Consider the following 26,527-nt stretch of genomic DNA (forward strand, 5'->3'; position numbering starts at 1 on the left):
GTATGTACCTCTTTCTGGACCGGGACGGTGTTATCAATGAAGAAATTAAAGACGGATATGTTTTAAACACAGGTATGTTCCGTTTCAGCGAAGGTGTCCTGGAAGCGATGCCACTGCTGGCAAGACATTTCGAACGGATCTTTATCGTCACCAACCAGCGTTGCATCGGCCGTGGCCTCCTTACGATCAATGGTCTGCAGGAAATACACAGCCATATGCTCGACGCCATCACACAACATGGTGGACGTATAGACAAAATCTATTTCTGCCCGGATCTTGATAGTACTAGTCCCTGTCGCAAACCTGCTACAGGCATGGCTTCTCAGGCACAACAGGATTTTCCGGAAACAGACTTCAGGCAGTCTGTCATGGTAGGCAACACGCTCAGCGATATGCAGTTTGGCAAAAGCGCCGGCATGCAAACCGTTTTTATTGCCTCTACCCTGCCTGACACTCCTTTTCCTCATCCACTCATCGACAAAAGATATGAAAGCCTGTTGCAGTTCGCTCAGGCCATACAATAATTTTAAGTCAGAACCGTATAATAGATATGGTAAAAAAATTAATACTGTCACTATTGTTCCTTGTACCACTATGTAGCTTATGGGCACAAAAACCGGATGCAACCGGTAACGCACGGCTATTAAAAGGTCAGGACACCCTGCAACAGCTTAGCCAGAACATATTCGCTGGTAAAGGCGATGCCGGCAGAGAAGCAGCTATCGAACAGTTTATCCCTACCCTCGTAAGGTCACTCAAAACCCCTTACTCCTTCCGGTTTTCATTCGATTCCCTGCGTACAGTGTCTATTCTCTATCCCAAAGACAGCAGCTTTCGGATTTTCACGTGGGCCCTGGAAAGGGAAACAGGCTTCTACCGTCACTATGGTGCTATTCAGATGAATACGCCCGATGGCCAGCTGAAACTGTTCCCCTTGTTTGATGTATCGGATTATATCACCAACACTGACACCATCGCTAACAACAAAGCATGGTATGGCTGTTTGTACTATAATATTGTACAGCGTCATTATTTCAACCAGGAATATTATACCCTTTTCGGTTGGGATGCCAATAATCCACGCAGCCAGAAGAAACTGGTGGAAATGCTCACCTTCAAAAACGGTACGCCTGTTTTTGGTGGTCCTTTCTTCAGCTTCGCGGAAGACTCCATACCTAAGCCATCCAAAAACCGCTTTATCCTGGAATACAAAAAAGAAAGCACGGCTACGCTCAATTACAACAAGGAACTGGACATGATCGTATATGATCATCTCGTGTCTGAAACCAATGAGCCGGCCAAAAAATATACCTATGTATCCGACATGGACTATGAAGGCTTTAAATGGCAGGCAGGAAAATGGGTACACGTCAATAAAATATTCCATGACGCCATCCCGCTGGGAAAAGGTGCTCCGGTTCCGCAACCACTTGACCAGAAAAGAAAAAGCATGACTAATCCTAAATCAATCGAAGATTTCCAGGCCGAAGATGCTGCCAAACAAGAAAAACAAACAAAACCTATAAAAAAGAAATCATAAAAAAGCCCGAAGCAATCGCTTCGGGCTTTTCATTTATCTAACTGTTGTTTAGAATAATTCTCCCTGTACTTGTCCTTCTTCATTCGGATCCGGATCTTCATCTTCAGACAGCAATTCAGCACTGATGAGATCATCTCCGGCAATCCTGGTACCAACTGTTCTCCAGCCGGTTATTTCCACAAACTCAGAGAGGTCGATCTCCTCCTCTTCGGGACTCCGTTTTTTACCGGTCTTCAGTAATACAATCGGCTGCGTATGGGTGGTCACCATTTCGAGGTAGTTGCCATTGCCTTCCTTGATGAAAAGGAATTTATTATTCAGCGTTTGGGTTTCTATACGGAAACGTTTTACGTTGAACTGTTTTTTATCGGCATCGAAGTAGATGGCAGTTACGATCTTTTCCGGATTGAACTTCTCGATGTATACAACATCGTTGGATTCGTAACGGTTGGTGAGTTCATAGTTGGTCAGCTCATAGGTTCCGTTTTTGAAAGCCACAAAGATCTTGTCTTCCCCTTCAAAGCTACCAATATAAACACCTCTTTCTTCGGTATTCAGACGGCCGGTTTCTGCATCATACCAGATCTTCTGGCCTGCGAGCGTAGACACACCTTTCTCTTTGAATTTGACACCGCGGATGGGGTATTTGGTCACCTGGTTGCCCATGGAGTTACGTCCTTTGATGGCAATGGTTTCGAAGTAGAGGTCAAACTCCTTGTTACGTGCAGAGCAGTTGGGGCTCAGCTTGATGGTCACCACTTCCGCTTCCCCGTTGGGGTTGGCAGAGAAATAATGCACCTTCGAATTTTTCTCTCCTTTATGGGCGAGATCATACTCTTTATCACGGGTAACACCAGTCACATTAAAACGTTTGGCATAGCTCACCCCTGTTTTACCTTCCACATAAATCATATTGTAGGTAGTACGCTCATCGTTTTTACGGAATACGTCTACGTGGATGATATCCTTACCAACAAAGGTTTTATCCGCAACCTTGGTCACCAGCATCTTACCATCCCGGCGGAATACGATGATATTATCGAGGTCGGAGCAGTCCGCCACAAACTCATCTTTCTTCAGGGAGGTACCAATGAAACCGTCTGCACGGTTTACATATATTTTGGCATTGGCGATGGCCACCTGTTGTACCTGAATAGTATCAAAGGTTTTGATTTCTGTTTTGCGTTCACGGCCTTTACCATACTTTTTCAACAAAACCTCATAGTAGTTTACGGTGTAGTCTACCAGATTTTGCAGGTCGTTTTTCACCTGTTTGATATCAGCTTCCAGCCCTTTGATCTGCTCATTCAGCTCGTTGATATCCAGACGGTAGATACGACGTACAGGCTTCTCCGTGAGTTTCACGATATCCTCGCGGGTGATTTCACGCTTCAGCTGTTTCTTATAGGGGGTGAATCCTTTGTCTATGGCTGCCAGTACAGTTTCCCAATCTTTGTGTTTCTGTTCCAGCTCCTTGTAGATCTGCTTTTCGAAGAAGATCTTTTCCAGAGAGGTGTAGTGCCATTTTTCCTGCAGTTCCGACAGTTTGATTTCCAGCTCCTGCTTCAGCAGGTCTTTGGTATAGTCTGCAGAAGCTTTCAGCAGGTCAGAGGCTGTGAGGAAATGCGGTTTATCCTCAACGATCACACAGGCGTTGGGTGAAATGGAGATTTCACAGTCGGTGAACGCATATAGCGCATCGATGGTGATATCAGGGGAGATACCGGGAGCCAGCTGCACTTCAATTTCCACATCAGCAGCAGTATTGTCTACCACTTTACGGATTTTGATTTTACCGCTATCATTGGCTTTTACGATAGACTCCATCACCTGTGTCGTGGTCACACCATATGGTACGTCCTTGATCAGCAGGGTTTTCTTGTCTTTCTCCTCAATATGCGCCCTTACCCTTACTTTACCACCACGTTTGCCATCATTGTAGTTAGCTACATCGACCATACCGCCGGTTGCAAAGTCGGGAAACAGTTCAAATTTTTTCCCTTTGAGATATTTGATAGAAGCGTCGATCAGCTCTATAAAATTGTGAGGTAATATTTTGGTAGACAAACCTACCGCGATACCTTCCGCACCCTGTGCCAGCAGCAGCGGGAACTTCATAGGCAGTGCCAGAGGCTCGTTCTTACGGCCATCGTAACTTAATTGCCATACGGTAGTTTTAGGATTGAAGCCCACGTCCAGCGCAAATTTGGAAAGGCGTGCCTCAATATACCTCGCAGCTGCCGCATCATCACCGGTACGCACATCCCCCCAGTTACCCTGGGTTTCAATCAGCAGATCCTTCTGACCTAAGTTTACGATAGCATCACTGATAGAAGCATCACCATGCGGATGGTACTGCATGGTTTGTCCGATCACGTTGGCCACTTTATTAAAGCGACCATCGTCCATTTCTTTCATGGCGTGGAGAATACGGCGCTGAACAGGTTTTAACCCGTCTTCTACGCTGGGCACGGCCCGCTCCAGGATTACATAGGATGCATAGTCCAGAAACCAGCTTTCATACATACCACCCACATGGGTGATATTATGCAGCGATTCGTCTGATGTTATATTTTCCATATCCATGTATAATACACTTACTATTTTTCTACAATCATTTTTTCAAAATCTGTTCTCCATACCCGCACGCTATCTTTTTGTACATCGTCCATAGAGTTCAGTTCTATAAAACAGCAATCGGTTACTGCAATCAGCTGATGCCAGATGTTGATAGGCACTTCCACTCTTGCGGGTGCTACTAATTCCGTAGTCTGAATTTCGTCACCTCCTACCGGACACCAGTGGATCAGCGCCTTGCCTGTAAGCAGGAACATGATCTCCGGGTTTTTATTATCGCTGATACCGGTGTGATAATGCTGACCACTGCTACTGCCGGCATGACGGTAACAAAGCATAAACTCCCCTGTGCGAGTACAATCCCATAGATAGTTGGTGCCCCGGTCATCCTGACCTACGAGCTGTACAGCGGTTACTTTTATCATTCCGTAGCAGTGTTTGCGGGGTCTTCCCCTGGTAATTTCACTTCAAAATCACGGATGGTCTTCAGCTCTCCTTTACTTTCTACTTTACCTTCCTTCACGAGCTCTTTCAGACGCCATCCCAGAAACTGGTCCATGACAGGATATTTGAGTTTGCCGGTCACCTGCTGCACTACGCGCCAGGCTTTTACGAACTCTTTACCGGTTTGTGCAAGCAGCTCTTTATCGTAAAAGAGTGTCGGCTCTCCTTTTATTTTTTTGCCACCTTCCAGCATCCGGATGCCCGCGTTTTCATTCATGAGGCGATGCCACTCTTCACCATCCAGCTCAAATTCGGCCAGTGATACAGCCCTTGCCAGTTTCTTTGCCTTCAGGAATTCTTTGGGCAGGATCTGATGCAGATGAGTAGGATAAAAGACAGCACCTTTCTCATTCAGAAAAGGCAGGTTGTTGAGGTAGATGATATAGATACGTCCGGCAAAGTCATACAGCTGGCTGATCAGCCAGTAGTAGCCGCAAACATCGCGTGCATTCTGGCCGGCCCATACCCATATTTCAAGGGACGGATCTTCTTTTAGCTGTGCCTTCAGTGCTTTTAAACGGTCTGAATCGCCGGGAACCTCCTCTTCTTCTACAGGAAGTGCGGCTTCCTGGCTTGTTTCTTCCGGCAACAGCTGAGGCTGCAGCTGCGGTGGGGTGGCTGCCAATTGTTGCCACCACTGGCGGCGATTGGCTTGCCCTTCTTTAGTATCCAGTATAAACAGCGGCCCAACAGACAGGTCGTCTTCAAAAAAGAACAGTTCGCCCTGCAATTTTTCGTCCATGCCGATGGCTTCCGTCATCACCGGAACAGATGCCTCCCCAAACACAATGTGTAAAAGCCCCATAGTATTCTTTTAATGGCGGAAAAACTACGCACCGCCATAGTAATTTTAGATTGCTTCCTCGATCAGATCTTTTTCATACCGCAGGTTGTTGATGATAAACTCCTGACGGGTCTGAGTATTTTTACCCATATAGTATTCCAGCAACTTCTGGATATGAATATCTTTAGAGAGGATGATGGGGTCAATACGAATATCGTCACCGATAAAACGGCCGAATTCATCCGGAGAGATCTCACCCAATCCTTTAAAGCGGGTGATCTCTGGTTTGTTACCCAGTTTCCTCACTGCTTTCTGTTTTTCTTCTTCAGAATAGCAGTAAATGGTTTCCTGTTTGTTACGTACCCGGAATAATGGTGTTTCCAGGATATATACGTGCCCGTTTTTCACCAGATCAGGGAAAAACTGCAGGAAGAAGGTCAGTATCAGCAGACGGATGTGCATACCATCCACGTCGGCATCGGTAGCTACCACAATATGATTGTAACGCAGCCCTTCCAGCCCTTCTTCGATATTGAGGGCGTGTTGAAGCAGGTTAAACTCTTCGTTTTCGTATACGATCTTTTTGGTAAGACCGAAGCTGTTCAGCGGTTTACCACGTAAACTGAACACCGCCTGTGTTTCCACGTTGCGGGATTTGGTAATGGAACCGCTGGCAGAATCACCTTCCGTGATAAAGACCATCGTTTCTTTGCTGCGTGATTCCTGTTCAGCCTTATCCTTACCGGTAAACTCATCGTTGAGGTGGATACGGCAATCGCGCAGTTTACGGTTGTGCAGGTTCGCTTTTTTAGCCCTTTCATTGGCCAGTTTTTTAATACCGGCCAGTTCTTTTCTTTCACGTTCGCTCTGCTCGATGCGTTTTTTCAGTGCATCAGCAATGGCTGGATTACGGTGCAGATAGTCATCCAGATGTTTGGAAAGGAACTCCAGTACGAAAGCCTTTACAGAAGGACCACCTTCATATACTACCTGGGAACCCAGCTTGGTTTTAGTCTGAGACTCGAACACCGGTTCCTGTACCCTTACAGACACTGCTGCACAGATAGAAGTACGGATATCAGTAGCTTCATAATCCTTTTTGTAGAAGTCACGCACAGTTTTAACGAAGGCCTCACGGAAAGCAGCCAGGTGAGTCCCTCCCTGGGTGGTATGCTGACCGTTTACAAAGGAATAGTATTCCTCTCCGTATTGGTTTTCGTGGGTGATGGCCACTTCGATGTCTTCCCCTTTGAGGTGGATGATCGGGTAGCGCAGGTCTTCTTCGTTGGTTTTGCGCTGCAGCAGATCGAGCAGACCGTTTTTAGAAAGATATTTTTTTCCGTTGAAGTTCACCGTCAGACCAGCATTGAGGAAACAATAGTTCCATATCTGGTTTTCCAGGAACTCGGGAATATAGCGGTAGTTCTTGAAAACGGTATCATCGGGCGTAAAGGTTACGAGTGTACCATTCTGTTCGGCGGTGCCTGCCTCTTTGTGTTCCTTTACCAGTATGCCGCGTTCGAACTCGGCTACTTTGGCGCGGCCGTCACGAACAGACTGTACGCGGAAATAGCTGGAGAGGGCGTTCACCGCTTTGGTACCCACCCCGTTGAGACCAACGGATTTCTGGAAGGCCTTGCTATCGTATTTGGCACCGGTGTTGATCTTGCTCACTACGTCCACCACTTTGCCCAGCGGAATGCCACGGCCAAAGTCACGAATGGTCACACTGTGCTCGGTCACTTTTATGTCTACCTGTTTCCCGAAACCCATCGTATGTTCATCGATACAGTTGTCCACAACCTCCTTCAACAGTATATAGATGCCGTCGTCCATGCTGGAACCGTCTCCCAATTTACCGATGTACATACCAGGCCGGAGGCGGATGTGCTCCCGCCAGTCCAATGACCGTATGGAGTCTTCCGTATAGGAAGCAAATAGATCCTTGTTATCCGTTTTATCCGTGTTTGCCATAATATATTAAAGTTTCCTAAATATTTATTTTCTTCGGATTTATGATCCTGCTGCAAGGATACTAAATCTTTTAGCAAAATCCGATTGCTGGCAAAAATAAAGGATTCATTGAATCATCCCAAGTATTAGTTATACTTTATGCTTAGATCATTAATTATCAATATGTTACTAGTGTTAAATTTTCAAAGGGAGCATAAAAAGGGGATACTTTGGGGAGCCTGTAGGATTTCTTTTACATCTATATAAAATAAATCCTATGAAAAATGTCTTTTATATTATAGAATATATTATATTTACTACACACAACATTTTATTGAAATCCTGACCTATGAAAACACTTTTTATTATTCTCTTTCTGGCTGTGCTGCTGGCCGCTGTGATCGCAACTATCCTGATCCGCAAAGAACAGGAAAATAACGTTGGCAACAAATTCCTCCGTCTCATCCGGAAATTTGACTCGTGGCAGATGATGAGATAAACATTCTATTAAAAGGTCTTCATTCAATATACCGGTAAATAATCATCAGTCTGGCTATTGCCTTCAGGGATCGTTTTATACACAGGGAAAAATTATTGAACCATATAATCCCTATCCTATGAAAACTGGTTTATTATTCAGACTGGCATGCATTGTCATTGCCACTGTGGTATTAAGTGTGCATTTATTGCGTAAACACGCAATGAAGTAAAGAACTATAAAAGCGGGAAGGAGTTGCAGGTAACCTGCAACTCCTTCTTCGTTATGTTTATCGGTTGTAGTATTTATTGACTGCATCCGTCCGACTGCGCACATGTAGCTTTTCGTAGATATTATGCACATGTCTTCTCACCGTTTCTATACTGATAAACAGATTGCTGGCAATTTCCTTGTACAGAAATCCTTTTGACAACTGGTCCAGAATCTCCTTTTCACGGGTGGTCAGCGCTTCCAGCGCCGGGTTGGGTTTGGCTTGTTTCTGGAAAAATGCCACTACCCTTCTCGCTATCTGGGAACTCATGGGTGAACCGCCCTCATGTAGATCACGAATCGCCTCCAACAGCTCTCCCGGAGAGGTTTTTTTAAGGATGTACCCACTTGCACCTGCCTCCAGGGCCATGAAAATCTTGTCATCATCTTCATACACAGTGAGCATCATAAACTGCATATCCTGGTACTCTGCTTTCAACCGGGCAATACATTCAATACCATTCATGCCACCTGGAAGATTAAAATCCATCAATACTACGTTGGGCAGCAGTTGAGGGATCTGCTCCAGTGCGGTTTCTGCATTATTGAAGGTGCCAACACAGGCATAACCGTCAGAACCATTAATCAGCAATTCCATAGCCGTGCGGATATCATGGTTGTCTTCTACTATTGCAATAGAAATGATGTCCATGTTATCCTGGGACTTCTTCTTTGAGTATACCGTCATGTTTATAGGAATTATAACACTTAAATGTTACTTAAAACAAATGTATGTTAATTTAGTGGGATATCGAGAAAAACTATTGTTCCATTGTTCGAAGTTATGTCAGCATTGCCCCCTACTGCCATCATCCGTTTCTGAATATTTTTCAAACCATTGCCGAATAAGCGGACCTTCTCCTGATCAAACCCCTTACCATTATCCTTGATCATTATCGTCATGTTTTTATGCATTTTCACTTCTATCATCACCTCTGTAGCCTTTGCATGTTTTACCACATTGTGTAATGATTCTTTTACAGCAAGATAGATATTTCTGCGGGTTCCCCCACTCAGTTTGATGTCCGGAATTGCCTCAGGAATAAAGAACTGATGCGAGATATGCGCATGCTCCAGAAAGTCGGCCGCAAAACTACGCATGTACGCAATCAGGTTAGCCAGGGAGTCATTGGAAGAATTCATCGCCCAGATGATTTCACTCATCTTGTCGATCATCTCCCCGGCTGTTTCACTAATACGCTCAATCTCCTTTGTTTGTGAGGTATCCGGTATCTTTCTTTTGGCAATTTCACTCAATAGTCTGATCGTGGACAAACCAGAACCGAGATCATCGTGCATATCACTGGAAATTCTCGCCCGCTCCTGATCTACCGCCTGCTCTTTTTCCAGTTTCAGTTTTTCGTGCCTTATTTTATAATCAAGATACAATGTAGAGAAATAATATGCAATACCTAACAGCAACAATAACAATAAAAATCTAAACCATAACGATTGCCAGAATGGTATCCGTATCACAATCTCCAACGTGGTAGGCGTCGTATTCCAGCTGTCGTCATTATTGGAAGCCTTCACCTTAAACACATAACTGCCCGGATGCAGATTGGTATAACGCGCCATCCGGAAAGTACCGGCTTCCACCCAATCCTCGTCAGCCCCCTCCAGCTTATACTGCACCTTGTTCTTCAACGGATTGGTATACTCCAGCGGCACAAACTCGATCGCAATAGTGTTCTGATTATAAGGCAGCTCCACCCGCTTCAGCAACGAAATAGCCGTATCCGACTCGTATGGCTTGTCCAGCACCTCCATCCGACGAATGATCACCTTCGAATTAAAAGGGTTTTTCCGGAAATCTTTCGGATAAAAACCATTCACTCCACGTATACCGCCGAAAAACAACTCCCCATCTATCGATTTATAAAATGCACCGGTGTTAAATTCATTGGACTGCAAACCGTCTTCATGATTAAAGGTCGTGATCTCACCTGTTACCGGATTAATCTGTGTCACACCCTTGTTATGACTCACCCAGATACGGTCTTTATCGTCCAGCAACACCCCGTACATATAATCATTGATCAGCTTCGGATAGTCGTAACTGTTATAATGTATCTTCAAACGCCCAGCGGCATCATAAATAAACAACCCCTTATTGGTGGCCACCAACAGCTCTTTATGCGGAGTCTTGTTAATCGCCTTTACCGTAGTACCTTCCGGCAGCCCTACATATTTCCAGCGGGCATCCGTCAGCTGTTTTACATATAACGCCGACTTGGTACCGATGTACTGGTTGCCCATATGATCCTCATAATAGGTGGTCAGCAACTCATCCTTAAAATCATGCACCACAGACACCACATAGTCATTCCCTTTCTCCTCGAAACGCAGCAAATACCGGCCATAGTTGAAATACAGCTCTCCATTGGCCCGCTTAAAGAGGAAAGGAAACATATCTCTCTGCACCGGCAGGCCCAGCGCCATCACTTTATTGGTAAGGTCCCAAAAACTTTTGGTCTGCACATTAAACAACCCAATATGCATACTGGAAAAATGCAGCCACAGATGTTCAAAATTTTCCCGGCAGATAGCGCCCAGATCATTACCCGGAAACTTATGCGGATACAATTCATTACTGATACGCTCCAGAAAACGCCCCCCCTTCCCCATAAATGTTCAGTCCGTCACGCACCAGGCCCACATAGAGTTTGCCATCATCGTGCTTATATACGGAATGCACCATATTGTGCGAGATATAGGGAGAACGATAAAGATTAAAGACCTTTTTATGCGGAGAATATTTTTTCATCCCGTCTCCATCCGTGCCTACCCACATATTGTCAGAACCGTCCCGGTACAGGTAGCTAACCAGGTTGAACGACCTCGTCTCAAATGTATTGAAGCTTACAATATGCCGTATGATTTCATTCCTGGCAATACTATATATTAATATTCCATCTGTTCCTCCAATCCACGCATTTCCCTCATGATCTATTTCCATCACATTGGGCGTAAAAGCTTCTCCCCATTCGTTCTTATAGTCATAGTTGAGATCGCTGAACTTATTTTTGCGTTTATTGAACAAGGTGATATGACCTTCACTCACAATAAGCAATGAATCGGCATTGAGGTTGCGCATGATCGGGTTCTTACCCACTCCGGGCAGACAATAGGTATGCAACCTCAATGTTTTAATATCCAGTGCCAGCAGCTCCCCCTCATCACCATTCATCCAGATGGAATTCCCATCTTTCAGTAACGCTGCAGGAATAATACCCATCCGCTGAAACTGCGGCGGATACATAATAATACGGCGGGTAGCATAAGTGCTGTCGTCCAGCACATACAGCCCTTTCATCGGACGCCATACCCATAACGAGCGGGTAGCAACATCTTCTCCCAGTATTTTAAACTTAATATTGTTGTCCCGTTCCTGCGGATTGACATTGGAAGTGTCGATCAACACATTACGGAAATTGTTGCGGTATTTATCATAGATGCTGATGCCATTGTTATGCGCCAGCAATAACTGATGATGGCTGTCTCTGTAAAAGGAGTAGCCTTTGTACCCTTTCAGATCGAAACGGTTGATAACAGCCCTGTTGCCATTGCTGCCCCGTGGTACCAGCTCCCCCTTCCCTTCTCCTGCCCGGAGCTGGGAACTGGGCTTGTACCGGTATTCATTGAAGGTGTAACCATCGAAACGATTGATACCGTCCCGTGTGGCAATCCAAAGAAAACCCTGATCATCCTGGGTAATATCGAAAACAGTACTTTGTGATAGCCCGTCGTTTACACTATAGCTGTCAAAAATATACGGTTTCTCCTGGGCATGCAACATGCTGCCCATCAGGACGCACAGGCTCAGGTGAAAAAGTTTTTTCAAGTGGCGGGAATGAAGCACGCTGATTATGTTATTGACAGTAAGCTGGTTTAGGCTGTTTTTGCAAATATATAATTCTGCTCCACACTTTGTAGCTATTTTGTAATTTTCTTCCGTTTAACAGATTGGAAATAAACATTATAATTAATGAACATACTTATTCAAAGACCTCGCTCATTTGCTTCAAAAGCTTTACTGTGGACACTTACAGCGAAATGCACTTGCCTTACACTGATCTTGTTCCTATATGCAGGGGGCCTGCAACTTTTACGAGCCCAACAAACTAATGGAGCATATCATATCCAAATCATCACTAATAATCCTCCCATTAAAAGCATACGCGGCCTTAGTGTTGTAGACGATAATGTAGTATGGGTGTCTGGAACCGGCGGCATGGTAGGCCGTAGTATCAATGGCGGCGACAGCTGGGAATGGCATCAGGTAAAAGGCTGTGATAGCTGTGACTGGCGCTCGCTGTATGCGTTCAACGACCGTAAGGCGCTGGTGCTCAACGCCGGAGAACCCGCCCATCTCTTTCTCACTGAAGACGGCGGCCAGTCGTGGCAACAGGTATACTTCAATGCCACACCTGGCATCTTCTTCGACGCCATGACTTTTTATAATGAAAAGGAAGGAATAGCCATCGGCGATCCGCTGCAACAACATTTTACGTTGCTTCGCACACATGACGGCGGCAAAACCTGGCAGTTGGATCCTCCTTCCATATCCCCCGAAGCGATCACCGGAGAAGCCATCTTCGCCGCCAGCGGCACCAGCCTGATAGCCACCAGAGACAACCGCTGCTTTGCTACCGGTGGCACAGTGGCCCGTCTTCATAAAGCCGGCAAAAAATGGGAAAGTCTCCCGATTCCCATCATCCAGGGGCAAGCCAGTACCGGCGTCTTTTCTATCGCCTTTCTCAATGCCCGCAGAGGCATTGCGGTAGGTGGTGATTATAAAAATGATACCCTTCGGGCCAACAACTGCCTGCTCACCAGCGATGGCGGCCATACCTGGACCGCCCCACACACAGCCCCCGGCGGGTACAAATCCTGCGTAACGTATATTACACCTCAACTGCTGATTACCACCGGCACTTCCGGCACCGATATTTCCGTTAACAGCGGAATGGACTGGAAAAAAATTGGAGAAGGGTTTAATTGTGCCGCTAAAGCCAGAAACGGGAAGCGTGTATTTTTAGCAGGAAAAACTATTGGCAGGCTCGAAATCACACCATCCCGGCATAAATAAAAAGGTGCTCCTGGAAAGGCGCACCGAAAAATAGGTTAAAGCAAAAAGTACATTTAGTAATATGAAGTTAGTAACTAATACGCTCAATTTTCAGTCTTTTTTGCCAAACGAGAGAATTAAACAGTAAACGCAGGATTATCGGCCTCTAACGCGATACACTGCTACTACCCGAATTTTTATGTAATTTAAGCCCGTTGACAACAGAAGGATCTGTTGCCCGTGATTCACAAAAAGAGATTATGCAAGTTGAAACCTCGTCCAGTAAATACGGTATCAAACACTATCCTGACGCGATCAGGGAATGGAAAAAAGAAGGAAACTATTTTTGCTTTTACACAAGTGAAACCATCCTGGAAGTAAGGGTGATCGCTGACAAGATCATCCGTTTCCGATATGCTGCCGATGGCACCTTTCAACGTGACTTTTCCTACGCCACCAGCGACACACTCGAAGAATCTCCTATCACTTTTGGCATCAAGGAATGGGAAGAAACTTTTGAAATATATACCGATGTACTGAAAGTATTCATTGCCAGAGATAACCTTCGCATCACCATCACCGACAAAGACGGCAAGGTGATCAACCAGGATGAAATGGGCTTCCACTGGCAGCACTACCTGCAGAAAGGCGGTAAAATCGTTTATTGCAGCAAACTGGTACAGGAAGATGAATGCTTTTACGGACTGGGCGACAAACCCACCGAGCTGAACCTTCGCGGTAAACGCCTCGAAAACTACGGCACCGACGCCTACGGCTATCAGAAAGATACAGATCCGCTGTACCGAAACATCCCGTTCTATTACGGGCTACACAACGGCATCGGTTACGGCATCTTCTTCGACAATACCTTCCGTACCATCTTCGATTTCGGGAAAGAAAGAGAAGATGCCTGCAGCTTCTGGGCCCGGGGCGGCGAAATGAACTATTATTTCATCTATGGTCCCGAACTGCTGGACGTAGCCTCCGCCTACACCCGCATCACCGGTACCCCGGAGCTCCCTCCCATCTGGACCCTCGGATATCACCAGTGCCGCTGGAGCTACTACCCCGATAAAAGAGTCCGTGAGATCGCTGCCGAATTCAGGAACCGCCGCATCCCCTGTGATGTCATCTATCTCGACATTGACTATATGGAGGGCTTCCGCTGTTTTACCTGGAGCAAAGAGTATTTCCCTGACCCGGCCGGCCTGATCAGAGACCTCGCCGCACAGGGTTTCAAAATAGTAGTCATCATCGACCCGGGTATCAAGGTAGATCCGGACTATACGATCTACCAGGAAGGCATCAAAAACAACTATTTCTGCAAACGTGCCGATGGCGCGCTGATGGAAGGAGATGTATGGCCTGGCAAATGTGTATTTCCTGATTTCACTAACCCCGAAGTACGGGAATGGTGGAGCAGCCTCTTCAAGGGTCTCGCCGAAACAGGTGTACGTGGCGTATGGAACGATATGAACGAACCTGCCGTTTTTGAAATGGGGACCTTCCCCGAAGATGTGCGCCACGACTACGACGGCGAAGAAGTCAGTCACCGTAGGGCACACAACGTATATGGCCATCTGATGAGTAAAGCCACTGCCGCCGGTATGAAAAAATACCTGCTGCCCAACCGCCCTTTCCTCATCACCCGCTCCTGCTATGCCGGTGCCCAGCGCTGGTCTTCAGTGTGGACCGGCGACAACGTCTCCAGCTGGGAACATCTCTGGCTGGCCACCATCCAGTGTCAACGTCTCTCCGTATCAGGTATCTCTTTCGCCGGCAGCGATATCGGCGGTTTCATTGGCGAGCCTGATGGAGAACTGTACACCCGCTGGATACAACTGGCCTCCTTCCACCCGCTGATGCGTACCCATTCCGCCAGTAACGAAACCGGCTTTAATCAGGAGCCCTGGAGCTTTGGACCGGAATATGAAAAAATAGTCACCAAATTCATTTCCCTACGCTACCAGCTACTCCCTTATATGTATACCACCTTCTGGCAATATGCGACCAACGGTACGCCCATGCTGCGTCCGCTGGCATTTGTTGCTCAGCATGATCCCGCCACACATAATTGCAGCCATGAATTTATGCTGGGTGATGCATTGCTGATCAGCCATGTCAGCGAAGAAGGTATGAAGGAAAAAAACGTTTACCTGCCTGAAGGGAAATGGTATTACTTCTGGAATGATAAGGTGTACACCGGCCGGCAAAATATAACTGTACCCACACCGCTGGAAGAGATGCCACTGTTTGTAAAAGCTGGCGCAGTAGTGCCCCGTTACCCGGAAATGCAGTATACCCACGAAACACCTGTCACCGAAATGTTGCTGCATGTCTACTATGGTGAAGGAGTCGTGAAAAGTGTACTCTATGAAGATGCCGGTGATCATTATGGTTATAAAAACGGACAGTACAATGTTATCAACTTTAAACAAGTTTCTACTGCCGATCAGTTTGTACTGAAAAAGAAATATTACGTTAACTATGAAGTATCGTATACCCATCACCGTATTTTCCTGCACGGGCTCCCTTTCCAGGCAGCTACTGTAACGGTAGACGGCACCGTTATCTCTTTAAACAGCGATAACTATTTGTCAGATGGTTCGATTTCGTTTATAGCTGACCGTGGGTTTGAACAAATCGTGATCAACAGAGGTTGATGCTGATTTTATTATACCGGTCATGTGAATCTGTTTTTAGATTGACATGACCGGTTTTTATTTTCAGGAAGACATTTCACATCATGAGCAATATCCAGCCAACCATCCATCATCAGCGATTACACCAATAAGCTTCTGCACGGTAATACAATTATCTCTGCCACAAAAGACCCTTCATTAAATTGGATTCCTACCAAAATGATCGCAGCACAACACGACGAGACTTATTACTCACTTCAGGTCTTTGGTACAACACCATGACTCTTCCTATACTCAGCCACCTGCTGATATTTCAAATTTTCCAACAAGCAGCATACCTCGCAATCCAGACAGGGCAAGATTTAGCAGCATACCAGACACATGAATAATGTATCATCAATGCAGGTAGTTACTTTAAAATGAGATGCGTAAAAGTGGTAAGAAATTATAACATTCAGTGGAGCAGGTTTTAAAAGAAAAAGGCTCTCAGATAGAGATCTGCCGCCGGGTTCCTAACCTATGCCAACTTTAGAGATTGTAAAAGTAAAGGCTTCATGGCTTAGTACAAAATCCCGGGAGCAGTAAAGTCACGAATGAACAAAATGAACAATAACGTTTACATTGAATTTAGAAATCCAAGAAACATCCCTCTAAAGTAATCCCACCAAATATGCCACTATAAAGCGTTCAATAGGCAAAATCAATTTAGCAAAACACAAAAAAAACCGGATATTCTATAACGCTGTTATACCTGTAGGATTGTTATCAGGTGATAACCGCGTAATAAAATATCCGGCAGTTATATACTACGTCTTAGTAAAAGATCGACAAAAAGAAAATAGATATCAATGCGCAAAAAACAAGTAAAATAAAAATTGCGCGAAACAAAATCTCTGTTCTGTCTGGAGTGGATTCGAGGCCATTCAACTCATGATGTCCATCTCCGTGGTTGATTATCAGGTTTTTCATACAAACAAATTAAAAAAGGATTCACAATAAATAGGTCACATTTTGCCACCAAAGCCTTATTCCTCACATCCTCTTTTATGAAAGTACAAAATAAATAGCTAAAATGGACAACTTTTGCCGGTCATTTTAGGGCAGAAACCCGTTCATTTTGTTCAATCCGCTTAGCCTCGCTTTTTCCGCTTGTTGGCATCTTCATGAGGCAAGTGCGCAGGAGCAGGAGTCTTAGGGGGTGTTGCGACATTTGTGCTATCTTCTCCCATATCCTCCGGTGTTACCAGCTCACCTCTTTTATAGTATTCCTTTACCATTTTTCCTGTTTCTTCATCATACAGCTTCCACACCCCATTCCTCACTGAATTGCCCTGCCGCACTATCTCTACCGGTGTTTCCCGCTGTGTCACCGGATCTACTACCATCACGGTATCCCGCTGCCCTTCTATTTCTGTGGCCAGATATGCACCTTCTTCACTTCGTTTACCATTTGGATAAAAGTATTTGCAATAACCATCCAGAACATTGTTCTTATAGGTTTCTTCGGCCATAATATTGCCTCCCAGCGAAGTCTTTTTCCAGAGACCTTCTTTACGACTGTTTTTATAATTCCCTTCCCAGATATAACCCGGCTCTCCTCTCAGCTCCGGTACTTCTTCCACCCAATACCCCTGCCGGCGCTGCTGTGCATCCTTCTGATTCCGCGCCTGGCCCTGGCCAGCTGCCACGATCAACATCTGTAATAATACCACGATAAACAGTTGCTTCATAATACCGTTGTTTTATCACAAGTTAAATATTTTAACCATATATTTAAAATAATGACATAAAAAAGCCGGTGTTCCTTCTCCTGAACACCGGCTTTTTGTTTTTTTAGTTGCGTTACTATTGATGCAGCTTGATATCTCCCAGCTTGGTATCCTTACCCCTTTCAATTTTCACATTCGTAATAGTCGTGTCTTTGTACCCGTTGGAAGTATTTATAAATACGTTCCAGGTACCTGTTTTCAGACCGCGCACTTTAAACTCGCCACTTCTCCAGGGCAAAGCATACAGTGTGTCGTTATTACTGTTATAAACAGATATCACAGGGTAGGCATCCCATGGTGTAACGCGACCAGAAAGACTGCCCATTTTCAGGATAGTGAATACGTTGATATACGGACGCAGGATAAACTTGCCATTCCATGTCTTAATGATGGAACGCTGAATGTCGAAGTCCAGCCACAGCTGCAGATTGCTGGAAGATACTTCGTCCCATTCATCATGCCTTATCCTTATAATAATTTTGGATTGTCCGGCAACAGAAGCAACCGGATAGGTTACACTGTTTTTCACCAGGGAATTGTTGTTGCCAATAGTGATACGGATTTGTTTCATCACACCTTTTTTGACCAAACCACCGGCCAGTAAAGTATCCGCACCATTTCTGAGTGTGAGCAGGTCGTACACACCAGGATGAATGTTCAGCGAATCCCATACCAGGCAACTGTCCCGGCCCTGGCGATCATGATCGTGATCTTCATCCCACCAGCAACGATCGCGGTCGTTCCAGCTTTCATCATCCTTGTTACCGCAAGTGTCTACCAACACTTCCACCTTACGGATGTCCAACAATACTTTGTCAAACAAACCAGGATCATCAGAAAGAAACAAACTTACTTTTTGCTGATTTTGGGGAATCGGCTCATTGGATGAAGACTGGTCTTTCTTACAGGAATACAAGAGTACGGCTGCCAATAGCGCAATAGAAACTACCAGCAAACCTCGCTTCAGGAGAGCATTTTTCATAAATAGATGGTTTTATACAATAAAAAATATATGGCTGATGCAAATAGCAAGTAGCAGCATATATACCTGTCTGTTGATGTGTGTCCAGCTGTAGGTTCAGGTTCATCGGCACTTCTGTATTGAAGCTAATGACTAATGCTAAATGCTATAAAGAAACGTTAGTATCTCTCCTCTTATTGCTATTGCACTAAACGTTCATGTAATAGATGGAGTAAACAGATAAAAGTTTAAACAATGTTAAAATAAAAATCCTGCGACGGCAGTTACCGTCACAGGATTTAAAATGAGTGTATGTCAAACAATTATACAGTAACAGGTTTCAGTATGGTTATACCCAATGGCGGAAGACGCAGGGTAAGGGTGTATTCCCGTCCGTTATAAAATTGTTTCACCGCTTTCTGGGGACCACTATTTATCACCCCGCTTCCATAATATTTAGAATGATCACTGTTTAATATTTCTTCCCATATTCCTCCCTGTGGAATGCCCACCGAATACTGCTCACGGGGCACCGGTGTCATGTTCAGTACTATCAGCAACAAATCACCGGCAGCCTTACCACGACGAACATAGGCCAGCACACAATTATCATAATCATTCACTGTCATCCATTCAAATCCTTCTGCTTCAAACTGCAATTCATATAAAGCGGTAGACTGACGGTACACCAGGTTGACGTCTTTTACAAAATCCTGAATCCCTTTATGTGTTGCATATTTCAGCAGATGCCAGTCCAGTTCACCTTTGTGATTCCATTCTGAAGTCTGCCCAAACTCACCACCCATAAACAATAACTTGGTACCGGGATGCGTATACATATAACCGTACAACAATCGCAGGTTAGCGCATTTCTGCCACTCATCGCCGGGCATCTTATATAATAAGGGAGACTTGCCGTGTACTACTTCGTCATGGCTCAGCGGCAGCATGAAATTCTCACTGAATGCATACACCAGACTAAAGGTGAGATCGTTCTGGTACCATTTACGATGTATGGGATCTTTCTTAAAATAGTCCAGCGTGTCATTCATCCATCCCATCATCCACTTCATTCCAAATCCCAGTCCTCCCATAAAAGTAGGTCTGGACACGCCATAATGATTGGTAGAATCTTCCGCGATGGTTTGCACATCGGGGAACAACGCATAAACGGTCTCATTCAGTTTCTTCAGAAAACTAATGGCTTCCAGGTTTTCATTACCACCCAGCTCATTAGGCACCCAGGCGCCTCTCTCCCGGGAATAATCCAGATGGATCATAGAAGCTACCGCATCCACCCGCAGAGCGTCTATATGAAATTTGTCCAGCCAGTAGATAGCGTTGCTTAACAAAAAGGAACGGACCTCACTGCGTGCATAGTTGAAGATATAACTGTTCCAATCCGGATGATAACCCTTACGCATATCCGCATATTCGTACACATGCGAACCATCAAACCGGTACAGGCCGTGGGCATCATGGGGGAAATGGGAAGGTACCCAGTCCAGGATCACCCCTATTTCTGCCTGATGGAAGGCCTCTATCATATCCATAAATTCCTGAGGGGTGCCATACCGGGAGGTAGCAGCATAATATCCTGTCTGCTGGTAGCCCCAGGAACCGTCAAACGGATGTTCCATGACAGGCATCAGCTCCACATGGGTAAAGCCCATTTCTTTCACATATGGCACCAGCATGGCTGCTATTTCACCATAGGAATAATAGAGCTCTTCATTGGCAGGGTCTGGCCTGCGCCAGGAGCCCAGGTGTACTTCATATACAGCAATAGGGCTATTCAGGCTGTTGTGGGCTTTACGGCCCTGCATCCATTTTTTATCGTTCCAGGTATGATCAAGGGGATGCACAATGGAAGCTGTTTGGGGGCGTACTTCCCAGCGGGTGGCAAAGGGATCACCTTTCTGCAATACTTCTCCGCTATTGGAGCGGATAAAATATTTATAGAGCGAGCCGGCTTCTACACCTGGCACAAAACCTTCCCATATACCGGAGTTGTCCCAGCGGGGCAACAGGGTATGGGTGTAATGGTCCCATTGATTAAAATCACCCATAACAGCTACGAATGCTGCATCGGGTGCCCATACCGCAAAATAGGTACCAGGCACTCCTTCGTATTCTAGGGTATGTGCGCCGAATTTTTCGTATAGCCGGTAATGAGAGCCTGCCTGAAACAAGGCAATATCACCGGAAGAAAAGAGGGAAAATGGTTGTACAGTCTGCAAAGGGCGATTGATAACTCCGGTCATAGTAACGTGTGAATTGGGTGTTCTTGATAAACAAGATAGTTTAAATTTCGCGAAATGACCGGATACTTGTCGGATAGATGACAAAAAAGATAGGGATTTGGATAAATCCAAATCCCTATCTCCTAAATTATCTAAATACTTAATTAGTACTTACGTTTGAACGGAGGTCTGCCACCACCGGAAAACTCGCGTTTTTCGCCGGTACGGGCACCACCGCCGCCAGGAGACCAGCTTCTCTTACGAGGGCTGCCGCCACCACCTTCACGGTTGCCGCCATAGCTGCGACCACCACCACGTTTATCACCGTCCTGAGACATTTCGATCCGCACGCTGCGGCCGTTGTACTCTACTTTTTTGAAGCTCTGGGTCACTTTTTCTACTTCATCATTTTCCACTTCAAAGAAAGAGTAAACACCTTTCAGGTCGATACGGCCGATTTTATTACCACGCAAACCAGTGTTGTCGCACAGGTAGCGGAGCATATCACCGCGGGTGAAATCATCTACAGAACCGAGGTTGATGAACAGACGGGTGAATTTACCGCTGCTTCTGCGATCGCGGCCTTCTTCGCCAGAACGTTTGTCGTCTTTTACGTTCAGGTCTGGTGCATCCTGGTAGTACTCAAGGAACTGATTGAACTCCAGGGAAGCAAAGCGTTTGATCAGCTCTTCCTTGGTCATGGATGCAAACTCTTCGTATATGCGTTCCAGGTATGGTTCGATCTGTTCTTCGTTAACAGTTACGTTGTGTACTTTATGTACCAGTCCGAACAGTTGTTTTTCGCAAACGGCGAAACCATCCGGCACTTCTGCTTTCACGAATTTTTTACCGATTACTCTTTCGATCTGACGGATTTTACCGATGTCGCGGCCGCCGATAACAGCGATAGAGACACCAGATCTGCCGGCTCTTCCGGTACGACCACTACGGTGTGTGTAGTTTTCCACGTCATCAGGCAGATCGTAGTTGATAACGTGTGTTACGTTATCTACGTCGATACCACGGGCAGCAACGTCGGTCGCTACCAGCACCTGCAGTGCTTTTTCGCGGAAACGTTTCATTACCTTATCACGCTGTTGCTGGGTAAGGTCACCGTGCAGAGCGTCTGCATTGTACCCGTCCTTGATCAGGGATTCTGCAATCTCCTGAGACTCAATTTTGGTACGGGTAAAGATGATACCGAAGATATCGGGGTTGTAGTCCACGATACGTTTCAGGGCAGCATATCTTTCGCGTGGGCGTACCACGTAATATTCATGTTCGATGTTGGCGTTACCGCTGTTTTTGGTCCCTACAGTCAGTTCGAAGGGATCTTCCATGTATTTTTTGGCAATGCGACGCACTTCCTGGGGCATGGTAGCAGAAAACAGCCAGGTAGTTTTAGCTTCCGGAGTGTTGGACAGGATGCTGTTAATGTCTTCCTGGAAGCCCATGTTCAGCATTTCGTCTGCTTCGTCCAGTACGGCGTAGCGTACGTTATCGAAGTTGATGGCACCACGGTCAATGATGTCGAGCAGACGGCCGGGAGTAGCTACTACGATGTGTACACCTCTTTTCAGATCGCGCAGCTGCTGCACGATGCTGGAACCGCCATATACCGCCACAATATTTACTACGCCGAGGTATTTGCTGAAATTTTTGAGGTCATTAGTGATCTGCAGACACAGTTCACGGGTAGGGCACAGGATCAGGCCTTGTGGTTTGTTGATCGTCAGGTCCAGTTGCTGCAGCAATGGTAAGCCAAAAGCAGCGGTTTTACCGGTGCCCGTCTGGGCCAGTCCTACGAAATCGCGGTCACCACTTAAAAGTACGGGAATAGCCTGTTCCTGGATGGGCGTTGGGGAAACGAAACCCAGGTCCGTAATTCCCTTTAAAATAGGCTCTTGTAAGCCCAGTGATTCGAATGTTGTCATTGATTTGCATTAATCGGGCTCCGTCGGGAGCCATGTAAAGCCTTTCGCCACCTTGGCGACCGGCCGTTGGAAATATTTTCTAAATTAATTCACCTTCCAGGTCGTAATCAAACGCTTTGGTGATACGTACTTCCACGAAGTCGCCCGGTTTCAGGCGTTTGGTGGTATTAATGATCACTTCATTGTCTACTTCCACGGAGTCAAATTCGGTGCGGGCAAGGTATCTGCCTGCTTCTTTTTTGTCTACGACTACCTTAAATACTTTACCTTCCTTTTCCTGGTTTTTTTCGAGGGAGATTTCCTGCTGCACTTCCATGATCTCCTGTGCTCTTCTTTCTTTTTCTTCAGCAGGGATGTTGTCCTCCAGTGCATGAGCACTGGTACCTTCTTCATGACTATAGGTGAATACCCCTACCCTGTCAAAACGCATTCTTTCCAGGAAGCCTTTCAGTTCTTCTACATCCTCTTCCGTTTCACCGGGGAATCCGGCGATCAGGGTGGTACGCAAGCAGATGCCGGGTACTTTGGCGCGGATGTTATGAACCAGTTCTTCTATCTCTTCACGGGTAATCTGGCGTTTCATGGCTTTCAGCATGGCATTGGAAGCGTGCTGCAGCGGCATGTCCAGATAGTTGCAGATGTTAGGGAATTCGTTCATCACGTCCAGCACTTCCATTGGGAACTTGGTGGGATAAGCATAGTGCAGGCGTATCCATTCCAGTCCTTCCACGGCGGCCAGTGCCCTCATGAGGTCGGCCAGGCGGCGCTGTTTGTACAGATCCAGACCGTAGTAGGTCAGTTCCTGTGCGATGAGCATAATTTCCTTTACACCGGAGCGTACCAGCTTTTCGGCTTCCTTTACCAGCTCCTCAATGGGGCGGGATACGTGTCCACCACGCATCAGGGGGATGGCACAAAAGGAACAGGTACGGTTACAACCTTCCGCGATCTTCAGATAAGCATAATGAGAAGGTGTGCTCAGCAAACGTTCTCCTATCAGTTCGGATTTGTAGTCAGCGTCAAATTTTTTGAGCAGTAAAGGAAGTTCCATGGTACCAAACCAGGCATCCACACCGCCAATCTCTGATTCCAGGTCGCCACGGTAGCGTTCGCTCAGACAACCGGTTACATAAACCTTGTCCAGCTTACCACGTTGTTTCAGTTCTACCTGTTCCAGGATGGTGTTAATGGATTCTTCTTTTGCTTTGTCAATAAAACCGCAGGTATTTACCACCACAATATTGTGGTCGCGTTTAGTGCTTTCATGCACCACATCGATCTCATTGGCCAGCAGTTGCCCGCTCAGCACTTCTGAGTCTACCATGTTCTTCGAACAACCAAGCGTAATAATGTTAACCTTGTCTTTCTTTAAAGTTTTCGTCTTCAAGGGCGAATGTTTTAGAGCATGCGGTCATTTTTTTTGACCGGCACCGCCACGAAGACACACAGACACTAATTGAATAAAACAGCAGACTTACTGTACGTGACTTTGAGCCTTAGTGGGGGTTGAGTAAGGAAGGTGCAAAGGTATGAAAAGAAATGGGAATTATAAAATTTGGAGATTTTGTTATTTGATTATTTGATCATTGATTGTCAGAGAAAAGTAAATGCCCAAACAATCAAATAACAAAATAATTAAATAAAATGGAGTGCTTTTTCAGCACGATCACGGGCCAGTTTACGCTTATAGTGGAACCACCACTGGGGGGCCAGTTTAATCATCAGGTTATTCATACCCCGGAGACCCACTATATGGTAAAGTCCGTTTAGCTTACCAGCGAGGGACGCATCCATCGCACGAAGGCTCATGGCAAACCCGCTGTCCATGTATTCCATATGATGCCAGTAGCCGCCCGGCATAAACATGGTATCACCGTGATTGAGGATGGTCGTATAACCTTTGGCATGGGCCAGTGCCGGAAAATGTTCGGTATCCAGCTTTTCGTGCCAGTTAACAAAGGATGCCGCACTTTCCACGGTAAAAGGCATACGGTAAATCAGGGGAGACTGATTATTTTCCAGCAACAGTACTCGTTTACGTCCCAGGAACTGAGTATGGAAGATATGCGACAAGTCGATATCGTAGTGCATATGCGCCACAGATCCGCCGCCGCCTACAAACAACATGGGGTACTTTTTCAGAAATCCTTTGGCATACTGGTCGGGCCATACAATATCCTGTGCCAGCTGGGGAGCATGCTGAAAGATATTAAACAGGAAGATCCGGAGTGATACCGGGCCTTTTTTCAGCATATCAATATATTCTCCAAACGTGATATAGTCATCTGCTCCATTTACCAGGGTACTGGCGCTTGCGCGTTCGTTGTTATAAACGCCCACTAGTTTGTCGCCGACGATGCTTTTGAAGTAGTCCCAGGTCCATTTGCTGAAGGCAGGCCATTGTTCGCTCAGCCCTGCTGCTGAGATAATAACGGGTTTACGGGGTAAATAATAATTTTTGCGAAACTCCTCAGGTGTGATATCATCAACTCGGTCTATGTTGCTTATGATCATAACTACGAATTGTTAAGTAGGATTACAAAAAAATACTATAATTCAAATGTAACAAATGCAGCTTATAAACGAACCAATTGCACAGGGCCAAAAATGCGGCCAAAAAAAATATCCGGGACTATCATGATCAGCCCGGATATTTCATTTACCTAAAGTAAAATTGTAAGTGGGCTTAATTTAATCTCAAAAACAGCACACACAAACTTATAAAAATCAATCATTTATGCTAAAGAGCGTATCAACAAACGCTTCTTTATTGAAAACCTGTAAATCTTCCATTTTTTCACCAATACCAATGTATTTCACCGGAATTTTAAACTGGTTAGCAATGGCCAGTACGACACCACCTTTGGCTGTACCATCCAGTTTGGTAATAGCCAGGGCAGTCACTTCGGTAGCTGCGGTAAACTGGCGTGCCTGTTCTACTGCATTTTGTCCGGTAGAGCCATCCAGTACCAGGAGTACTTCGTGAGGAGCATCCGGGATTACTTTTTTCATTACTCTTTTAATCTTACCAAGCTCATCCATGAGGTGGGCTTTGTTGTGCAAACGACCGGCAGTATCCACAATAATAACGTCCACTCCCCTGGCCGCACCACTCTGTACGGTATCAAAAGCCACAGCACCGGGGTCGGAGCCCATTTGCTGTTTTACGATGGGAACTTCGGCTCTTTCGCTCCAGATGGTCAATTGATCCACGGCTGCAGCACGGAAGGTATCGGCAGCACCCAGCAGCACGGATTTCCCTGCTTTTTTGAAGTTGTAGGCCAGTTTACCAATGGTGGTGGTTTTACCCACACCATTCACTCCTACCACCATGATCACATAAGGTTTTTTATCAGCGGGCACATCAAAATCGCGGAAACCACTATCGGGTGCATCTACCAGTATCGATGAAATTTCTTCCTTTAATATCCTATTCAACTCACTGGTTCCCAGGTACTTATCTTTAGCCACCCGTTGTTCGATGCGGTCAATGATTTTTACGGTAGTATCTACACCTACATCGGCCGATACCAGCGCATCTTCCAGGTTATCCAGCACTTCAGTGTCAACGGTTGACTTACCGGCAATAGCACGTCCGATTTTGCTCAGGAAGCTTTCTTTGGTTTTCTGCAAGCCCTGATCCAGACTTTCCTTTTTTTCCCTGGAAAAAAGTTTATTGAAAAAGCTCATAGTTTAGTTTAATTGGGCAGGAATTCATTGATTCCCTTTATTGAGTTATCCGGCTGCTGAGGCAGCATTGTTCCGAACTGTTCCAAACAGGCTGCTAAAATACAGCTTTTG

At 45.7% G+C, this 26,527-nt stretch carries 19 protein-coding genes; 5 read left to right on the top strand and 14 right to left on the bottom strand.

The annotated features are described in order from the left end of the window. The first annotated feature begins 2 nt into the window (after positions 1 to 2). Positions 3 to 524 (top strand): D-glycero-alpha-D-manno-heptose-1,7-bisphosphate 7-phosphatase, encoded by a 522-nt coding sequence (locus tag DF182_RS02625; RefSeq protein ID WP_113614126.1) that lies wholly within the window; start codon positions 3 to 5, stop codon positions 522 to 524. 26 nt (positions 525 to 550) lie between these two features. Continuing rightward, the gene (locus DF182_RS02630) at positions 551 to 1,540 is read left to right on the top strand and encodes a hypothetical protein (RefSeq protein ID WP_147243323.1); all 990 of its coding nucleotides are present in this window, start codon (positions 551 to 553) and stop codon (positions 1,538 to 1,540) included. Positions 1,541 to 1,588: 48 nt separating this feature from the next. Here DF182_RS02630 and DF182_RS02635 read toward each other — a convergent pair whose 3' ends face one another. The 4 genes from DF182_RS02635 to DF182_RS02650 are packed head-to-tail and all read right to left on the bottom strand — an operon-like array spanning position 1,589 to position 7,379. Further along, positions 1,589 to 4,120 carry a DNA gyrase/topoisomerase IV subunit A gene (locus DF182_RS02635; RefSeq protein WP_245957357.1) on the bottom strand — a complete coding sequence of 844 codons (2,532 nt, stop codon included), beginning with the start codon at positions 4,118 to 4,120 and terminating at the stop codon, positions 1,589 to 1,591. A 20-nt stretch (positions 4,121 to 4,140) separates the two neighbouring features. Next, complete coding sequence (locus DF182_RS02640; RefSeq protein WP_113614129.1) at positions 4,141 to 4,542, bottom strand: hypothetical protein; 402 nt, start codon at positions 4,540 to 4,542, stop codon at positions 4,141 to 4,143. Next, a complete protein-coding gene (locus DF182_RS02645) occupies positions 4,539 to 5,426 on the bottom strand; it encodes a DUF1835 domain-containing protein (protein WP_113614130.1) in 888 nt (295 codons plus the stop codon). The genes DF182_RS02640 and DF182_RS02645 overlap by 4 nt, the downstream gene beginning before the upstream one ends. A 45-nt stretch (positions 5,427 to 5,471) precedes the next feature. After that, a complete protein-coding gene (locus DF182_RS02650) occupies positions 5,472 to 7,379 on the bottom strand; it encodes a DNA topoisomerase IV subunit B (protein WP_113614131.1) in 1,908 nt (635 codons plus the stop codon). Positions 7,380 to 7,707: 328 nt separating this feature from the next. Between DF182_RS02650 and DF182_RS32265 the strand changes: the two genes are divergently transcribed. After that, complete coding sequence (locus DF182_RS32265) at positions 7,708 to 7,857, top strand: hypothetical protein (protein WP_153259993.1); 150 nt, start codon at positions 7,708 to 7,710, stop codon at positions 7,855 to 7,857. A gap of 268 nt (positions 7,858 to 8,125) precedes the next feature. Here DF182_RS32265 and DF182_RS02655 read toward each other — a convergent pair whose 3' ends face one another. Genes DF182_RS02655 through DF182_RS02665 form a run of 3 tightly spaced genes read right to left on the bottom strand, consistent with a single transcriptional unit; the run spans position 8,126 to position 11,950 of the window. After that, entirely contained in the window at positions 8,126 to 8,794 is a 669-nt protein-coding gene (locus tag DF182_RS02655) for a response regulator transcription factor (RefSeq protein WP_113614132.1), read from the bottom strand. Between the two features lie 47 nt (positions 8,795 to 8,841). Beyond that, positions 8,842 to 10,734, bottom strand: coding sequence for a sensor histidine kinase (locus DF182_RS02660; RefSeq protein ID WP_113614133.1), 1,893 nt, complete (start codon positions 10,732 to 10,734; stop codon positions 8,842 to 8,844). Next, positions 10,697 to 11,950 (bottom strand): ligand-binding sensor domain-containing protein, encoded by a 1,254-nt coding sequence (locus DF182_RS02665; protein ID WP_147243324.1) that lies wholly within the window; start codon positions 11,948 to 11,950, stop codon positions 10,697 to 10,699. The genes DF182_RS02660 and DF182_RS02665 overlap by 38 nt, the downstream gene beginning before the upstream one ends. Before the next feature lie 372 nt (positions 11,951 to 12,322). On the opposite strand from DF182_RS02665, the gene DF182_RS02670 reads away from it, so the two are divergent. Together DF182_RS02670 and DF182_RS02675 are read left to right on the top strand one after the other, a co-directional pair. After that, positions 12,323 to 13,198 (top strand): WD40/YVTN/BNR-like repeat-containing protein, encoded by an 876-nt coding sequence (locus DF182_RS02670; protein ID WP_147243325.1) that lies wholly within the window; start codon positions 12,323 to 12,325, stop codon positions 13,196 to 13,198. Positions 13,199 to 13,437: 239 nt separating this feature from the next. Next, positions 13,438 to 15,840 carry a glycoside hydrolase family 31 protein gene (locus DF182_RS02675; RefSeq protein WP_113614136.1) on the top strand — a complete coding sequence of 801 codons (2,403 nt, stop codon included), beginning with the start codon at positions 13,438 to 13,440 and terminating at the stop codon, positions 15,838 to 15,840. Positions 15,841 to 16,949: 1,109 nt separating this feature from the next. Here DF182_RS02675 and DF182_RS02680 read toward each other — a convergent pair. From DF182_RS02680 to ftsY, 7 genes are all read right to left on the bottom strand, one after another. Next, a complete protein-coding gene (locus DF182_RS02680; protein ID WP_113614137.1) occupies positions 16,950 to 17,549 on the bottom strand; it encodes a toxin-antitoxin system YwqK family antitoxin in 600 nt (199 codons plus the stop codon). A 115-nt stretch (positions 17,550 to 17,664) separates the two neighbouring features. Next, positions 17,665 to 18,570, bottom strand: coding sequence for a DUF4382 domain-containing protein (locus DF182_RS02685; RefSeq protein WP_113614138.1), 906 nt, complete (start codon positions 18,568 to 18,570; stop codon positions 17,665 to 17,667). A gap of 302 nt (positions 18,571 to 18,872) precedes the next feature. After that, positions 18,873 to 20,813 (bottom strand): 1,4-alpha-glucan branching protein GlgB, encoded by a 1,941-nt coding sequence (gene glgB, locus DF182_RS02690; protein WP_113614139.1) that lies wholly within the window; start codon positions 20,811 to 20,813, stop codon positions 18,873 to 18,875. A gap of 143 nt (positions 20,814 to 20,956) precedes the next feature. Next, positions 20,957 to 22,726: a DEAD/DEAH box helicase gene (locus tag DF182_RS02695; protein WP_113614140.1), complete on the bottom strand. Its 1,770-nt coding sequence runs from the start codon at positions 22,724 to 22,726 to the stop codon at positions 20,957 to 20,959. 79 nt (positions 22,727 to 22,805) lie between these two features. Then, positions 22,806 to 24,113 carry a 30S ribosomal protein S12 methylthiotransferase RimO gene (gene rimO, locus DF182_RS02700; RefSeq protein WP_113614141.1) on the bottom strand — a complete coding sequence of 436 codons (1,308 nt, stop codon included), beginning with the start codon at positions 24,111 to 24,113 and terminating at the stop codon, positions 22,806 to 22,808. A 248-nt stretch (positions 24,114 to 24,361) separates the two neighbouring features. Beyond that, complete coding sequence (locus DF182_RS02705; RefSeq protein ID WP_113614142.1) at positions 24,362 to 25,240, bottom strand: cupin-like domain-containing protein; 879 nt, start codon at positions 25,238 to 25,240, stop codon at positions 24,362 to 24,364. 213 nt (positions 25,241 to 25,453) lie between these two features. After that, positions 25,454 to 26,416: a signal recognition particle-docking protein FtsY gene (ftsY, locus tag DF182_RS02710; RefSeq protein ID WP_113614143.1), complete on the bottom strand. Its 963-nt coding sequence runs from the start codon at positions 26,414 to 26,416 to the stop codon at positions 25,454 to 25,456. Between the last annotated feature and the right edge of the window lie 111 nt (positions 26,417 to 26,527).

The organism is Chitinophaga flava, assembly GCF_003308995.1.
Classification (GTDB): Bacteria; Bacteroidota; Bacteroidia; order Chitinophagales; family Chitinophagaceae; genus Chitinophaga; species Chitinophaga flava.